The 14,213-nt window shown below is 60.1% G+C and carries 17 protein-coding genes; 12 read left to right on the forward strand and 5 right to left on the reverse strand.

Annotation, left to right across the window (positions count from 1 at the left end; all coding sequences use genetic code 11):
* Nucleotides 1–247: 247 nt before the first annotated feature.
* From ACIPRI_RS12525 to ACIPRI_RS12535, 3 genes are all read right to left on the reverse strand, one after another.
* Entirely contained in the window at nt 248–1,942 is a 1,695-nt protein-coding gene (locus tag ACIPRI_RS12525; RefSeq protein WP_446622094.1) for a ShlB/FhaC/HecB family hemolysin secretion/activation protein, read from the reverse strand.
* 539 nt (nt 1,943–2,481) lie between these two features.
* Nucleotides 2,482–2,646, reverse strand: a complete 165-nt coding sequence (locus ACIPRI_RS12530) for a hypothetical protein (RefSeq protein ID WP_446621778.1) — start codon at nt 2,644–2,646, stop codon at nt 2,482–2,484.
* Nucleotides 2,647–2,765: 119 nt separating this feature from the next.
* Entirely contained in the window at nt 2,766–2,948 is a 183-nt protein-coding gene (locus ACIPRI_RS12535; RefSeq protein WP_446621779.1) for a hypothetical protein, read from the reverse strand.
* 536 nt (nt 2,949–3,484) lie between these two features.
* Between ACIPRI_RS12535 and ACIPRI_RS12540 the strand changes: the two genes are divergently transcribed.
* From ACIPRI_RS12540 to ACIPRI_RS12580, 9 genes are all read left to right on the forward strand, one after another.
* Nucleotides 3,485–3,709 (forward strand): hypothetical protein, encoded by a 225-nt coding sequence (locus ACIPRI_RS12540; RefSeq protein WP_446621780.1) that lies wholly within the window; start codon nt 3,485–3,487, stop codon nt 3,707–3,709.
* Between the two features lie 403 nt (nt 3,710–4,112).
* The gene (locus ACIPRI_RS12545; RefSeq protein WP_446621781.1) at nt 4,113–4,508 is read left to right on the forward strand and encodes a hypothetical protein; all 396 of its coding nucleotides are present in this window, start codon (nt 4,113–4,115) and stop codon (nt 4,506–4,508) included.
* Between the two features lie 106 nt (nt 4,509–4,614).
* Nucleotides 4,615–4,917, forward strand: a complete 303-nt coding sequence (locus ACIPRI_RS12550) for a DUF3658 domain-containing protein (RefSeq protein WP_446621782.1) — start codon at nt 4,615–4,617, stop codon at nt 4,915–4,917.
* A 41-nt stretch (nt 4,918–4,958) separates the two neighbouring features.
* On the forward strand, nt 4,959–5,294 hold the full coding sequence (locus ACIPRI_RS12555; protein WP_446621783.1) for a hypothetical protein: 336 nt from the start codon (nt 4,959–4,961) through the stop codon (nt 5,292–5,294).
* 58 nt (nt 5,295–5,352) lie between these two features.
* Complete coding sequence (locus ACIPRI_RS12560; RefSeq protein WP_446621784.1) at nt 5,353–5,811, forward strand: hypothetical protein; 459 nt, start codon at nt 5,353–5,355, stop codon at nt 5,809–5,811.
* 2 nt (nt 5,812–5,813) lie between these two features.
* Nucleotides 5,814–6,167 (forward strand): hypothetical protein, encoded by a 354-nt coding sequence (locus ACIPRI_RS12565; RefSeq protein WP_446621785.1) that lies wholly within the window; start codon nt 5,814–5,816, stop codon nt 6,165–6,167.
* A gap of 42 nt (nt 6,168–6,209) precedes the next feature.
* Entirely contained in the window at nt 6,210–6,470 is a 261-nt protein-coding gene (locus ACIPRI_RS12570; protein ID WP_446621786.1) for a hypothetical protein, read from the forward strand.
* Nucleotides 6,471–6,563: 93 nt separating this feature from the next.
* A complete protein-coding gene (locus tag ACIPRI_RS12575; RefSeq protein ID WP_446621787.1) occupies nt 6,564–7,223 on the forward strand; it encodes a hypothetical protein in 660 nt (219 codons plus the stop codon).
* 488 nt (nt 7,224–7,711) lie between these two features.
* Entirely contained in the window at nt 7,712–7,954 is a 243-nt protein-coding gene (locus ACIPRI_RS12580) for a hypothetical protein (RefSeq protein ID WP_446621788.1), read from the forward strand.
* A gap of 65 nt (nt 7,955–8,019) precedes the next feature.
* Here ACIPRI_RS12580 and ACIPRI_RS12585 read toward each other — a convergent pair whose 3' ends face one another.
* Nucleotides 8,020–8,247 carry a hypothetical protein gene (locus ACIPRI_RS12585; protein WP_446621789.1) on the reverse strand — a complete coding sequence of 76 codons (228 nt, stop codon included), beginning with the start codon at nt 8,245–8,247 and terminating at the stop codon, nt 8,020–8,022.
* Nucleotides 8,248–8,660: 413 nt separating this feature from the next.
* Nucleotides 8,661–9,296 carry a hypothetical protein gene (locus tag ACIPRI_RS12590; RefSeq protein WP_446621790.1) on the reverse strand — a complete coding sequence of 212 codons (636 nt, stop codon included), beginning with the start codon at nt 9,294–9,296 and terminating at the stop codon, nt 8,661–8,663.
* Between the two features lie 763 nt (nt 9,297–10,059).
* On the opposite strand from ACIPRI_RS12590, the gene ACIPRI_RS12595 reads away from it, so the two are divergent.
* The 3 genes from ACIPRI_RS12595 (at nt 10,060) to ACIPRI_RS12605 (ending at nt 14,157) form a co-directional block, all read left to right on the forward strand.
* Nucleotides 10,060–10,779: a hypothetical protein gene (locus tag ACIPRI_RS12595; protein ID WP_446621791.1), complete on the forward strand. Its 720-nt coding sequence runs from the start codon at nt 10,060–10,062 to the stop codon at nt 10,777–10,779.
* A gap of 186 nt (nt 10,780–10,965) precedes the next feature.
* Nucleotides 10,966–12,798: a hypothetical protein gene (locus ACIPRI_RS12600; RefSeq protein ID WP_446621792.1), complete on the forward strand. Its 1,833-nt coding sequence runs from the start codon at nt 10,966–10,968 to the stop codon at nt 12,796–12,798.
* 297 nt (nt 12,799–13,095) lie between these two features.
* The gene (locus tag ACIPRI_RS12605; RefSeq protein ID WP_446621793.1) at nt 13,096–14,157 is read left to right on the forward strand and encodes a hypothetical protein; all 1,062 of its coding nucleotides are present in this window, start codon (nt 13,096–13,098) and stop codon (nt 14,155–14,157) included.
* Nucleotides 14,158–14,213 lie beyond the last annotated feature (56 nt).

A 14,213-nucleotide genomic window follows, 5' to 3' on the forward strand; every position in this document is an offset into this window, starting at 1 on the left:
GGGACTGCGGCACTCCCACCAATTCATAGATCGTTGCTGCCGCGTCTGCTGGCAACACCACCCCAAAGGCCTGCGCCACTGAGTCGCGCTGGCCTTGTCCCCAGTCAAAGGCGCTCTGGGCGCCGTTGGCCTGGCTCAGTGCTGGGGACGCGCGTGTGCTGTGGTCGCGCTGCCCGCAGCCAGCCACGGCGCTCACAACCAGGGACATGGCCCACAGGTGCTGTCTTCTTCTCATACTTGCGCGGGTCTAGAAGCTGTAGTTCAGGTTGAAGCCAGCAGTGACGTTCGCGGTGCGAAAGCCCTCGGGCATGCGGATGGGCGCACCAACAAAGCCGTCGTAGTTCAGGCCCCGCCATGCGCCGCGCACACCGATCACGCCGCCCGTGAGGCGCGTGCCGACCTGAAAGGCGGTGGAGAAGCCGCCGACCTCACCATGGTCAACGCCGGCATACAGCTCGGCGCCGGTTTGCGCGAGCGCCCAGCCGATGTCGTTGCGCACCAGCCAGCCGCGCTCGCCCATCAAGCTCAGCTCGCCATCGAAGCCGCGCACCGTGTAGCGCCCGCCGATTGAAAAGCGATCCTGCGGCGTGAGCGGCGTGCGGTTCCATTGCGCGCGCCACAGGCCGCTGTAGCGCAGGCGTTGACCGGCAATCTCGAAGGGCGCGTTCAGGCTCACATCCGCGGTGAACAGGCGCATGCGCGCGGTGCCTTCGCCGAACTCTTCCTCTGGCGCGTGCAAGGCACCGAAGGCGCCCGTGCCCTGCCGATATCCGAGCGTGGCGTCCACGGTTGCCTGGCCGATGAACTGGCGGTGGTTCAGGCCCAGCATCCAGCCGCTGACACGCCGGCGCTGATTCTCGATCTCGGTGTCGTTGATGGCGTTGCTGGCGGTGCGCTGGAAGGCACCCAGCCAGGCGCCGGTCTTGTACGCGGCGCCGCGAGTGAGCATGCGCGACGCCTTGAGTTCCAAGTTGCCCGACTCGCCCGAGTACACATAGTCCTGGTCATATCCCGCCACTGTCTGGTAGTAGCTGCTCGCGCTGGCGGTGGCGGCGAAGAGCCAATCGCCGTAGGGCACCGAGTAGTGTGCGGTGTAGCCGCGCGTGCCCTGACCACTGTGATTGAAGGCATCGTGGTTCAGGCTCACATAGGCCAGGTCATTGAGGCCGAGTGGCCCATCCCACGCCACCGTGACGCCCGCCTGATTCTTGCCGGTGGCTTCGGTGCCGCTGTCATCAATGCTCAAGGTGGTGCGCAGCGGAAACTGGCGCGCGTACTTGACCACCAGATCGCTGTCGCCGGGCTGGGCGTTGGCGCCTGAAGAGGGCTCGATCTGGATGTCGGCCTCGGCCGTGGGCAGGCGCTTCAGGTTCTCCAGGCCTTGCTCGATGTCGCGCAGGTTCAGCAGGTCGCCAACCTGCGCGGGAATGGCGGTGCGCAAGCTGGTGGTGGCCCGAGCGGAGTCGGCAAAACGGATGGCCGCAATGCGCCCAGGCACCAGGGTCAGTATTAGCACGCCAGCCGACAGATCTTGCGGGGCAGCCAGCAGCCGGGAGGTGACCCAACCCTTGGCAACGAGGGCCTGCTGCGCTCGCGCCAACACGATGTTGACACTGCGTGTGCCCAGGCACCGGCCAACCGGCGAATCGTTCAGGCCATCGGCACCGGCGGCCTCATCCAGCAGCCATTGAAAGGCATCGGAGCGCTCGCCCGCCAGGACGAGGCGATCAATCCGAAAGCACGGCGATTCATCGCCAGGCAGGCGCTCGATCGGCGCAGGACCAAGCGATGGCAGGCGCGCATCGACTGGGGGCTCCTGCTGCTGACGCAGCGCACGCTCGCGTTCCAGCTGGCGCTGTTCTTCCACAAACGGGCGTGGCGCAGTCGGGTTGCCTTGCGCGAACGCGGCGCCAATGCTGGCGCAGAAAGCGCCCACAGCGATTGCGCTGCACCGCGACGGCGTAGGAAATGCTCCCCCGTGGCGCGGGCGCCTTGCGCCGCGCGTCGTTCTTGACAACATGCTTCAACAATTCTTCTTGTTTTCGAGGCGTGGATTTTGTGTTGACACATCGCTCTCAAATGCAGGACAAAGTTTTCACTCGGGCCGCTTGGTGAAAACTACCCAAAATGCGCGAGAACTTCTTCACGGTCGGCGCGAAGATCAATGCAATCGAGCACGAACGCCATCTGGGAAAGTAGCAGTCGTGCGCGTGTCACCGTCAGCGAAGCAGAACTTGCCATCGCGTTCGTCAAGAAGCGCTTGGACGCTCAAAGCGGTCCCGCAGGTTGGTTCGGGATCCCCGATCGATCCATCAGATGAATCCGAAAGTGCACGCAAAAATTTCGCGGCGGTGCGAAAACGCTTTCCAACGGCAGATGAGCCTGAAGCAGCCGTTCTAAGGCGAGTTTCCAACCGACGATGAGCTTGGCACAGCCGGATTCATTGACCCGTTGACGGGGGGCGCATGGGGTGGCTGATCATCAACCGATCAGGGCAACTTCGAGGGCCCCCAAGGCATCCATCACATCAACGCCGTCGACTGCGTTACGCAGTGGGAGGCGGTGGCCATCCGTCCCATCGTCGCGTGCATTGGCCAGCAATTGGCCGTTGCCAAGCGCGCAGCCGAGCGCGCGCAGTCGGCGCATACGGCAATCGATGGCGGAAATGGAACGGCCCCCATCAAGGCGGGGCGGGCCCCAGTAGAAGTGCCCGGCGCGCTTACGCGGAATTAGGCCATCTGCTCCTGCGGTCGCAGCGTGCCCAATTAGCGAGCCATGTCTTCAAGGTCGATGTGCATGAAGCCGATGGAATTGCAGTGCATGTCCGCCGAGCAGTAGCGGCCCAGGTTGGCCTGCGCACCGGCGCCCCAGCGAATGCGATGCCCATACTCGCGGGCAAGTGCGCGATCAACACTCGCGGCAAGCGCGCACTCGGAAACGATGGTCATGGATGTACCTCTTCAATGCGATTGAGTGAAAGGGCCCATGAGGCCATGCCTTGCCGCGAGTCGCAGCAGGCGCGCCGCCTGCTGAATAATCCACGGCCAAATTCTTGCGCAGGCCGGGCCATTGGCAAGCCGTTGGCGCCAGCCTGGCAGTTGGCCAAGTCCTGGGAAAAAGCATTCTTTCCTTCCAACTCTGCATGCGATTCGACGGCTTGGAAATTGATGGGCTATGCCCGCACATTTCAATAGCCAGCCAAGAGTTTTCCACCCCCACCCCGTTTCGTGCGACCCCACCCCCATCTTTTAGGCCGGGTCCCATCAAGCGGTTTTCCGCTGCGCGTGGCGTAGTCGCCCCGGCATCGCTGCGGGCGCTTAGTGGGCGGCGTCTAGCGCGATGGAAAGTCGCTGCTGACGCGCAACGCTTGTCAGGCAATCGCCTACTAGCCACCGGAACGGGTGTGCGCACTAACGTGTCATCCGTCAACAATCGGCCAAACCCCGACCTTCATCTTGCCGGCCAAAATGAGCCTTGACCCAACATGAAACGCCGTATTTCGCCTGCACTGATTGCGCTCGGCGCTATCGTCATTTTCGGCGTGGCGAGTGTGTTGATTGGTTATGGCTCCGGCTGGCTTGGCTCGCGTCTAGACGAGCGGTGTCAGACCTACTGCGCGGCCCGAGGGAAGCAAGGTCAGATGGTGCCGGTCTATCCAAAATCCATGACCGGCTCCCGCAACGGGCCCAATGAATGTGGCTGCCGATAGTCGCCCCTCGGCCAGGACCGGACTTTTTGCAAGGCGGTAGATTAGCGCCCATGACACGCTCGCGAACACCTCTCGAAGCCGCCGCCGGCAATCTAATTGCGGCGATTCAGAAGGAGTGGGACATGGAACTTGGTGAGCCAGAGGCGGCCACAAGCTTTGATGTGATGAACGCAGCTCACCGCCTGCTGCAGGACGCATCGAAATTGGGGTCTATCGATAGCGCCATTGGGCCAAGCTCCATATCGACATACTTGGGCGAACGGTGGGTCCAGGCCCACCCACGGGTTTCGCCCTTCATCGAGGCCCTTGAGGGCGCTCGCTGAGCAACTGACGGGACGCGGGCCCCAAGCGGACCTAGCTGCAGCGGCACTCCGCTGGTCCAAGTTCGGAGAACAATTGACCCATGGACGACGCATCTCTACGCACAGACGAAGAAGAGTTTCACTCCGCCTATCGGGTATTTATTGACGCGTTGAGGATGCTCGGTTCGACGGCGGCAGAGCAGTGCGAATCCATGGGCGACTTCAACGTCGCATGGGAACTGAAAGACGATGCGAAGGCGGGAAAGTACCTTGTCGGTCGAGGCTACCTGAATGCCGAACAAGAAGCTTGGCTTTGCGCCTTGGCAGGGGCGCTTGACGCTGTTCCTGCGCAGGTACTTCCAGCGGGGACCGGTCGGGCGAACAATTTGGCTGCGATGAGTCATCCGTCTTGGATTCCGCTTCGCGTCATGGCGTCTCACGCCTTGGAGGCGCTTGCACCGTTCACCACTGAAAACTCCAAGTTCCTTGGACTCTAGGGCCAGGCGTGCCCGCAATGGACCGACGTCTTGCAGGCCACCCCGGGTACAGTCGGCCATGAGTGGGGCGTTCAACCCGAGCCTTCTAATCTATCGGTTCAGCACGATGAATGACGACGAGACCTACGACACCGACCTTTCTCCCGCTGAGGGCAAGCGGGTTGCAAGGCTGCCGCCAGAGGAACTGGCGCTCATCGACGCTGCACTTCTTTCGCAAGTCTCTAACGATTGGAGGAAGGTCGCGCGCGTGGTTGGGATGGCGATGCTGTCGATGCCAGACCGCCCGAGCGGAGTTCCCGACGTCTACTTCGCGAAGCGGGTCGCGCTGCTCGTCGAGGCCGGCCAACTTGAGTCGCAAGGCAACCTGCGGCGCATGCGCTTTAGCGAAGTACGGCGCAGGTCTGCCTGACGGCAGACGGCACCCGCGCCTTCCAATTCCCAGCTACCAAGATGAACCCACGTCGCGTCCACGAACTCATGCGAGCTCACTTTGCGAAGACGGGCGTCGAGAAAATGGAGTGGACCAACCTCGTTGACGAACGAGGCCTTCTCATGGAAGACCGGGCGAAAGTCGTGCTCCTGAACCAGTTCGTGGAACGAGGCGTCGAAGAGGTGCTGATAGAGGTTCATCGGAAGGTCGGGAATCTGTTGCCGATTGACGAGGTCGTCCCTTACCTCCGAAGCCAGGTCGGCCATGGCGACATCCGAATCGCGAACCGTGAGTTCACAGTCTTTGCCGAGGTGGCAACCAACGGGGTGGGAAGAAGTTGGCAGACGGTCGACTAGGCAGGATGCGGCCACAAGCCGACCTTAGCGTCCGCACAATATGCAGCCAACCTACGCAATGAAAACTCCTGTCGTCGTCAGCGAATGGCTTGCCGAAAAGGTAGAACAGCATCCTTGGTCGAGCGTCAAAGAAGCTCGGATCGTTTCCCACGAATGGCGTCGGCAGCTCGGTGGAAGGACCATGAGCGCCGCCCTGACAGCTTCCATCAAACCTGCAGAGAATTTTTCCATCTCCATTGGCGCGGATGGAGTTCACGACGAATACGTCGCGGCGGCGAAGAACGGCGTATTGACGACGCTGCTCTCACAAAGTTTCGTGTCGGTTCTAGCGTGCGAGGTCAAGCTCTATGGCTTTCGTGATGACGGCCAGGACTCTTCGTATGCTGCGTTCTTCATGGTTGCCAGGGAGGCCACTGAGCGCTTGCTCGGGGTTGTTCCAGACTACCCACACAACATCGCTTGGGATTTCCGGGAGCCGCAGTCGGCCTTGAACGGGCCTCCTTTGCAGACCAAATGATCATGACCACCGAATCGAGCACCCCAGTTACCAGGACCCCGTTCAAGTTCCCTGTGCCACGTCTCGCGACGCAGGCAGTCATAGATTGGGCTGACGAACTTGCCGCTCACTTTGGGTGCACTGCTGCACAGTTTCAACAGAATCCTGAGCGTATTCAGTTCCCTCCCGAAATCGTGCGAATCGAACTAATGGACGGCTCCCTGGTCGAGTTCAAATATGCAATCTTCGTCGTTAGCGATACGAAGCGGGCGATTGCGGTGTTCACTGAACACTGTGGTCATCACGTCTTCCCGTATCACGAAGCCAAGGTCTTCGTGAACGGCCATTTAAAGTATGAGCAGCAGCCGTCCTGGTGATGTCGCAAAGAGACCCGCAGTTCCAATCGCATCAGGCTGCATATGACTCTGCACACCTTCCTCGCCCTCGTCGGAACGGCATGCGGCATCTACTACGGGTATTTGGGGGTGATCGTGGGCGGCCACCTCTTAGATGCGAAGAAGCGAAAGTCACCTTCGGCGCGCATCCTTCTGACCAGCGTCGCGTGGTCAGTTGGTTCTGGCGATGAGTTTTCAGAAGAAGGCAAGCACATCTGCCGGAAGGGAAACTGGGTACTGGTCGTGGGCATCATTTCTTGGTTCGCTTGGGGCGTATTGAAATGACCTCAGGCTGTCGCGACACCCCGGCGACGACAAGCTACAGTCGGCCACGACCAGACATTGCGCCTAGCTCTTGAATGGAAGCTTCAACCGTAGATGACTCGCTACTTTAGTGCCCGTGAACTGCTTCGCGAAGTCGTGTTGCGCTACCGCGCCCTGGTCACCTACGCCGATACCGGCTACGTCCGGAGCCTAGGTAAATCAAGGTCTCCAACGACGTCATTCGAGACAGCCTTTCGACGGCCCGGCGACTTCAGGTTCCGCTTCAGTAGCCCCCATCCGTATTGGCCGAAGCGTGACCTCATCTCGCGTTCTCAGGTAGGCCTGGATGATGGAAAGCCATACATCTGGAGTCGGCACTACAGCGGAGACCCGGAGCTGGAGCATGGAGAGTCGCTGCAAATGGCCATCGCCGGCGCAACCGGCATCTCCGCAGGCTCAGCATTCACCATCTGGTCACTGTTGTTTGGCGCCGACGGCTTCGACCTGTTCTCAACCTTGGCGCGCCCACGCTTCCGCGCGTTCTCGAATGTCGATGGGGTGAAGTGCCATAGGGTGACAGCGACACACCGCTACCTTCGTCGGGTCGACATCTACATCGGTGTGGAAGACCTTCTGCTGCGCGGCTGGGTGACAAGGCCCGGGCGCTTTCCGCACGCCGAGGTTCGGACCAATATTGAGGTCGGCCCAAAGTTCGGTGATTCGTTCTTTGAAGTCCCTCATGATGGCGCCCCTCCTTGGTCCGCCGACGCCTGAATGACTGCTTAGGAAGAGCAGCCACTTCCGCAAGGGCTCTTTCTGAAGTACAAAAATCTTCATGAACTTCGCCGGCACCAGTGACCGGGGTTGCCCGTCGTAGTGGGGCCCGCAGCACCGCTAGTCCGGTGCCGGCCACCCCCGTGGTTGGGCGCATGGCTTAGATTTGGCGCGACCCGGCGCGCTGGTCCGGAATTTGTGGCCATGGTCGAACCCACTGCCGCCGAGATCAACATCGCCACCTATGCACGGCTCAATGCCTGGCCGATGCGATGGCGATGCTGCGCCGGGAGGTGGCAGTGATGCCGCCGCCGCAATGGGTGGTTTCTCCGAGCACCGGTTTGCTGAGCGCCGCTTGCCGCCGGCTATGGCAAGCTGCGATGGGTGTGCGTTTTTGAATTTCGCGCCCGCAGCCATGAAGATCACCACTTCACCACTTCACCACTTCACCACTTCACCACTTCACCAGTGATGCCGGGGACTAACAAATGTCGCACTTCGACGAAGCAAATGATCGAGTGGTCGGGGGCTACGAATACAACGGCAAGACGTACCAGTTGCTCCAGTACAAGGACCCGAAGTATCGACCCTCCAGACAGGTCACCGTCGGCACAAAGGGCGGGCGCCATCGGTGCGTATACGTCGGGGAGGCGCCGGACAACCGCTACATTCGCGTCCCCGAGGTCGAATTCGCCGGCGTGGGTGGCGAGGTCATGGGTGGGGTGAAGTGAAGCAAGGGGCGAAGCAGTGCTCGTCAGGGCGTCCCAGTAGAAGCGCCCGGCGCGCTTACGCGGAATTAGGCCATCTGCTCCTCCGGTTGCAGCGCGCCCAGTTGGCGTGCCATGTCTTCAAGGTCGATGTGCATGAACCCGATGGAATTGCAGTGCATGTCCACCGAGTAGTAGCGGCCCAGGTCGGCCTGCGCACTGGCGCCCCAGCGAATGCGGCGAAGGCGATGCCCATACTCGCGGGCAAGTGCGCGATCAACACGCGCGGCAAGCGCGCGCTCGGAAACGATGGTCATGGATGTGCCCCTTCAATGCGATTGAGTGAAAGGGGCGTGGGGGCCGTGTGGATCGAGCGCCGTTCCCACCAGGCCCATGAGGCCATGCCTTGCCGCGAGTCGCAGCAGGCGCGCGGCCTGCTGAGTCAATCCACGGCGAAATTCTTGCGCAGGCCGGGGCCGTTGGCAAGCTGTTGGCGCCAGCTTGGCAGTTGGCCAAGTCCTGGGAAAAGCATTCTTTCCTTCCAACTCGGCATGCGATTCGATGACTTAGAAATTGGGGGGCTATGCCCGCACATTTCAACGGACAGGCAGAGCTTTCCACCCCCCTTCGTGCGACCCCACCCTCATCTTTAAGACCGGGTCCATCCTGCGTTTCTCGGTGCGCGTGGCGTGCTCATTCCGGCGTCGCGGTGTCCAGGTATGGCTGCCGTTCAGCACGCGCAGGAAGTGTGCGGCGAGTCAGTACGCAGACGAAAGATGGCAGCCGCTTCATCCGTCATGCGTGCCTGAAATTTTCCATAGTTGGCGAAATGCAGGTGCTGGTGGATCGTCGTCTCTTCAACCTTGTGCAGCTGAGGGAGCACTTGTTTCGCAATAGGTTTGGGCAGATCGGGGAAAAGCCCGCTGTCGAACAAGCGCCTGCTGTCGAGCATGAGCCTGATCACCTTGTCCGACAGAAAGACATGCCGCCTGGCACCATGCTGGATGAGCGCGTTCAGCCACTCTAAGTGCGCGGAGTCGAGGTCCGCCGCCACTAGCGCACTGACACCGACAGTCGGAATGTGCAGCAGCTCAACGAACGACACGCGGCACGCGTCCACTGGCTCGAAACCTGTCCGGGCGAAGTTGCGGTGATAGCGTCGGCCGTCGCCTCTGTAGTCGGCCAGAAGAAATGGATGATGGACCTTATGGTGCCGCCAAAAGGCAATGCCATCCTTGTGATACTCCATCACACGCGGGAAGGCGGGACTGCTTTCGATGTCAGCGTCGTAGTTCGCATCCAGCCCCACGAAGACGAACTCCGCACTTTCCGGCGGGGCACCTTGGTAGGGCTTGGCGCGGAACATCTCGGTGAGTTCCTGACTGGGGTGTGGCTGGTACACGCCGGCAGCATATGAGAGATCGCCATGGCGCGCCAGCGGCGCGAGCGGCCATTTCTGTCCGGCGGGTTGTCCCGCCGGTCAACCATGAGGGAAAGGGTCTCCGTGGCGATGGAGGTTGGGAATGTCTGCGTCGGGCTTTGCGGAAGTAACGTTTGCATGAGCTTCGCGCCTCGCTCGATTGCCCATCGTAGCGAGCCCGCGGCGCCCCTTGCCGGCCCCACCCTATCGCCAGGCCGTGGCTCACCAGCACTCGTCGCGACCCGGCACGCTGGTCCAGGAATTCATGGCCATGCCAGAACCCACCACCGCCGAAATCAGCATCGCGACTGTGCACGGCACAATGGTTGGCTCATGCAGCAATGGCGCGGTGCCCCAGGCTAGAAGCCGACTGCGACAAGCAAGTGGCGCAGCGCCAGAAAGTGGACGCCGCCGTGTGTGCGATCATCTGGCGGGGCGGTCCTCGGTGGCGCAGTAGGTGGCGCCGTGACTGCGGTGCTGCTTGGCAGCGCTGACAATCACTGTGACTCTTCCGCGCTGCAGGTGAATTGACAAGCCCGCTTCGGCGCTGCAAGATCCTGCCAAAGCGGTATTTCGCGACCTAGATAAGGCGCGCAGCTCTGACGAGCTTGCGCGCCTTTTGCTTTCTTGCAACGCGTTATTCTGAGGAACCCAAACCATGGCAGTAGTCAGACGGCTCCGAAGATCGGCGATGCCAATGCCTCAAGAAATGACAGCCGACGAGAGCGTGGTGAAGACGATCGCATCGTTGGTGGGGACTGTGCCAATGGGCAGAGCCCAGAAGACGCGGGGGAATCGTTTCGATGTGCTTCTTCCGACGACTGACGAAGCGAAGTGGTCGAAAGGCGAAGTGAAGTTGTCGGTCTACCACCCGTATGGGAATGGCGGCTTTAGGCACGGCTTCAGCAATCTGTTCGGGCATGGTGAAGGCAACGATGCCGAGCACTACATCCTGGTTGGCGTGCGCAGGATTCCGTTCAACCGCCGGACCTCGCTAGACAAGAAGTACTTCTTCCTCTTCTTCTCGCGCAGCGAGCTGCTCGGAATTTGTACAGGTCAGCTGAATCTCCGTGTGAACTGGGAGCCAGGTGGCGCTCGCCCCAAGGACCGAAGCGACACTGCCCTAAAAAACGCCGCCATCTGCCGAGCTGTTGTCTATGCTGAGGACCTTAGGAACATCCATCTGCTCGTAGCAGCCCATCCAAACGAGCCGTATCCGCAAGCTAAAACCAGGACGCGGCGCACGATGACACGCTTCGATCGCGAGGTGCAAGTTTTACAGGCACAAGTCGCGGACTTGGAGGTCCAACGCGACGACGCACACCGCCGCTTGCAGCTCGCTCAGGCACGGAACGTCATAAGGCTGCCTTCACCGAGTCGCGCACGGGACGTCATCGAGCAAAGGCTCTCGCGCAGAGCGGTTCGCTGAGGTACCCAATCCTTCGGGGGACGGCTACGAGCATGTGGATGCCGCTTGGGTTGCTCACTCTTGTCGAACGTCTTGAGGCCTGTGCGGCTCTCCAGGGTTTTTTTGCTGAGTGTGGCGTGGTTGTTCCGGCAGCGCGTGCTGCGGGCGCTTCGTTGGCGGCGTCAGGCGCGACGGAAGTTGCTGCTGATGCGCAACATTTCTCAAGTAATCGATTTGCGAGCCACCGGAACGCGCGTGCGCGCTAACGTGTCGTCCGCCAACAATTGGCCCGAGGAGGAGATCGCTTTGACTCTAGAAGTTGTTCAAAATCGACTTGACAAGTTGCTTGCCACGGAAGTACCAAGAGTCGCAATGCTGACTGGCGACTGGGGCTCCGGCAAGACATACCAGTGGAAGCAGGCACTCGAAAGAGCAGCCAAGAAAGGGGTTCGTCCTCGTTACGCCTACGTCTCGCTGTTCGGCCTCACTTCACTGGCAGACGTGCGAAAGCGCATTACGGAAGAAGTTATCTCCGCGGTGAGGCTGCCAGGCCGTGCTGATACGGTGGGAGAAGTGGTTGAAGGCGGGGCCATTGGCTTGAAGCCGATGCAGATCATAAAAATCCTGCCGGTGATTCCCTACCTCGGGAAGCTCGAGTCTCTCGCCCAAGAGCTTTCGTTTGCGACGGTGCGAAACGCTGTCATTTGTTTCGATGACCTTGAACGCGCCCCCGCATCCTTGCGCGTCGCCGACGTGTTCGGTCTTGCCTCGTTTCTAAAGGAGGAAAGGCATTGCCGCGTTCTCCTCATCTCTAATCAGAAGAAGTTGGGCAGTGACGCCAAGGACGAATTTGCCACGTATCTCGAGAAGGTCGTCGAAGAAACGGTGGATTTCGCACCGACTCCTGAGGAGGCGTGTGTCGTTGCGCTCGGAGCGGAGCCAGCTGAGGCCGGCAAAATCCTGACGGAGAGGCTCATTCGTCTTGGCGTTTCGAACATTCGCGTGATCAGTCGACTCGGCGCGCTCGCCCACGACTTGGCGACGATCGTGACGGGTCTTCACCCCAACGTGCTTGCCGATGTAATCAACACCTTGGCGCTCTTCGGCGTTGCGCACTTCATTCCTCATAAAGACTTTCCCACGACCGAATATCTACTCGGATACGGCAGTGCCGACTGGGCTAGGTATTTCAGTAAAGAAAAGAAGAAGGAGGAGCAGACCGAGCAAGAGAAACGAGAGTCTGACTGGCATAAGCTCATTGCAGGGTACGGCTACAGAGTAACGACCCAGCTGGACAAGGAAGTCTATGCCGGCATCACCTCTGGCTTTTTTCGTGATGGAGCGGTTCGAAGCCTCTCCGAGGAGTTGTCGCAGAGCATCGAGGGAGGTGGCCGGAAAGAGGCATTCAACGATGCGATCTATCGCTTTTGGTGGGGCGTTGGCGACAGTAAGACAGCCTTCGATCAGCTATTGGACACAACCAAGGCTGCGCTCAACCTGATGAATGCATCCGAGTTTCACGGTGTATATGAAGTGCTGCTTGATCTTCAAGGGAAAGACGCGGCGACGAAACTCCTGAATCAGTTCATTGCCGCGAACCAAGATCGCCGAGGCGCTTTGGCACCGAGCGAACATTTTGGCGACAAGTACGACGCTACCTTCAGGGCCGTGCTTGAAGCGGAGGCCGATCGTCTCAAAGAGCCGGTGGACTTGGCGAAGGCGCTTGATGCTATCGACTTCAAGCGCGGGTGGGCTCCCGAGGACCTCACCAAGATCGGGGAAGCGAAGTTCGACGACATCGTGCCACTGCTTACCGGGGCCAAGGACAACAGCCTGTTCGCGCGCCGACTGATCACGCTCCTTAAATTTGGTGAGAAGGGGGCGACTACAGAGGAAAAGAAGGTGCGTGAGCAGACGATCGCGTGGCTGAAAACATTCGCCGCTACCGATCCCATTTCAGCCCTCCGTGTGAGGCGCTTCCTTCCCGTTGACCCGCCCCCACCCCCAACACCGACGCCTGCTCCCTCACCTAGCCCTTGAATACGGGGCGCATCTTCGATCGGTCGCAGTGTGCCTCTCTTCACGAACTTCGCCGGCATCAGTGGCCGGGGTTGCCCATCGAGCGCCAGCTGCTGCACGCCGAGGGCATGAATGGGGCCACGAAGGAAGTCATTTGCCAAACGGCGCTCGGTGGCGCTGTAGGTACTGCCGTACTCATGGTGCTGACCGGCGCGATGGTCGTCTTGCTCCGGGTGCTTCACGTCATCTAGCGTGCAGGTTGAGCACGCGGCGGTCGCTTCCATCGGTGATGGCGGCACGTCGCTTAAGCTTGAACCCATGAAGAAGCAAGACCCATCAAAGCCCAGGACCCCGATGTACCCGCGCGACAATCCGGGCAGTTTCTCTGTGCCGGCCACCAAGGGCGGCAGCATCCAGAGAATGGTGGGGCTACGAGACTTCATGGAAATCTATACCGAGCATGAGACGTTCAGATTTCAGACGCCAGAGTCGATCGACCCTGCCCGCACGAACCCGAACGCGATGTTCTCTCAGTGGAAGGTTGCCGATGTTGGATCATCGTCGCCGTATATCGCTCGCACAATCCTGATGGCAGAAGACATGCTGTCAAACAGAATGGTGTTGAGCGATACGAAGCTTGAGGACGTGATGATGCTGATGCATCGCATCAAGGAAACCTTGTTGCAGTGTGCCCAAGCGAGCGAGGCATTTGCGATAGCAATGGACGCCGAAATTGAAAAGTTCAAGGCATCAGGCAGCCGCAAGAGCGGCACCAACGTGCTTGCATATTTTCCTGCGGTGCAAGACCTAGATGCAAAGATCACTGCGTTCCTGATTCCTGCCCGACGCGTAGTAACAGAGATCTGTCAGGTGCCAAACCTGTTCTGGAATTTTAAGCGCCAGCACAGTGATGCCTCGCACTTGTTGGAGAAGGAACTGGTGCCTGTTCTTGGGCCGGATCACAACATGGTGAAGTGGCTGACAAGCCGGGTACCGATGATCAAATGCATCATCGACTTCCGCAATGGTCAAGAACACACACTCACGACCAAAGGCGCCGCGCTGCTCCTTAAGAACTTCACGATGCTGCCCACCAATGACATCGAAGTGCCGACTTGGGGTTTGGAGGGCACAGATATGACAGATGTTCGTCAGGATGTTGCAGTCATGCTGGAGTTCCTTACCAACCTTGCCGAAGTGATGTTGGTGGCCTGCATAGACGCCAATCGACCGCAGTTTCCCCCCATGAGTGTTGTGCGCAACTCGAGTCCAGAGGCGACCTGCCCGATCCGGTTCCAGCTTGTCATAGACCCGAACAAGCTTTTCGAGACCATGGGTGCCGCGACCTCGCCGCCAGCACCAACGCCCGGAACGCCATGAGGCCGGACGACAGCGGCGATGCGCTACGTATAAGCCTTCCCGTGTCGGCATTGCGG

Source organism: Variovorax sp. LARHSF232, from assembly GCF_052871435.1.

What these genes read in the sequence shown, in the direction of transcription:
- ACIPRI_RS12530 (WP_446621778.1), bottom strand. Translation starts at nt 2,646, where the DNA reads ATGCGCCGACTGCGCGCGCTCGGCTGCGCGCTTGGCAACGGCCAATTG.
- ACIPRI_RS12535 (WP_446621779.1), bottom strand. Translation starts at nt 2,948, where the DNA reads ATGACCATCGTTTCCGAGTGCGCGCTTGCCGCGAGTGTTGATCGCGCA.
- ACIPRI_RS12540 (WP_446621780.1), top strand. Translation starts at nt 3,485, where the DNA reads ATGAAACGCCGTATTTCGCCTGCACTGATTGCGCTCGGCGCTATCGTC.
- ACIPRI_RS12545 (WP_446621781.1), top strand. Translation starts at nt 4,113, where the DNA reads ATGGACGACGCATCTCTACGCACAGACGAAGAAGAGTTTCACTCCGCC.
- ACIPRI_RS12550 (WP_446621782.1), top strand. Translation starts at nt 4,615, where the DNA reads ATGAATGACGACGAGACCTACGACACCGACCTTTCTCCCGCTGAGGGC.
- ACIPRI_RS12555 (WP_446621783.1), top strand. Translation starts at nt 4,959, where the DNA reads ATGAACCCACGTCGCGTCCACGAACTCATGCGAGCTCACTTTGCGAAG.
- ACIPRI_RS12560 (WP_446621784.1), top strand. Translation starts at nt 5,353, where the DNA reads ATGAAAACTCCTGTCGTCGTCAGCGAATGGCTTGCCGAAAAGGTAGAA.
- ACIPRI_RS12565 (WP_446621785.1), top strand. Translation starts at nt 5,814, where the DNA reads ATGACCACCGAATCGAGCACCCCAGTTACCAGGACCCCGTTCAAGTTC.
- ACIPRI_RS12570 (WP_446621786.1), top strand. Translation starts at nt 6,210, where the DNA reads ATGACTCTGCACACCTTCCTCGCCCTCGTCGGAACGGCATGCGGCATC.
- ACIPRI_RS12575 (WP_446621787.1), top strand. Translation starts at nt 6,564, where the DNA reads ATGACTCGCTACTTTAGTGCCCGTGAACTGCTTCGCGAAGTCGTGTTG.
- ACIPRI_RS12580 (WP_446621788.1), top strand. Translation starts at nt 7,712, where the DNA reads ATGTCGCACTTCGACGAAGCAAATGATCGAGTGGTCGGGGGCTACGAA.
- ACIPRI_RS12585 (WP_446621789.1), bottom strand. Translation starts at nt 8,247, where the DNA reads ATGACCATCGTTTCCGAGCGCGCGCTTGCCGCGCGTGTTGATCGCGCA.
- ACIPRI_RS12590 (WP_446621790.1), bottom strand. Translation starts at nt 9,296, where the DNA reads ATGTTCCGCGCCAAGCCCTACCAAGGTGCCCCGCCGGAAAGTGCGGAG.
- ACIPRI_RS12595 (WP_446621791.1), top strand. Translation starts at nt 10,060, where the DNA reads ATGACAGCCGACGAGAGCGTGGTGAAGACGATCGCATCGTTGGTGGGG.
- ACIPRI_RS12600 (WP_446621792.1), top strand. Translation starts at nt 10,966, where the DNA reads ATGCGCAACATTTCTCAAGTAATCGATTTGCGAGCCACCGGAACGCGC.
- ACIPRI_RS12605 (WP_446621793.1), top strand. Translation starts at nt 13,096, where the DNA reads ATGAAGAAGCAAGACCCATCAAAGCCCAGGACCCCGATGTACCCGCGC.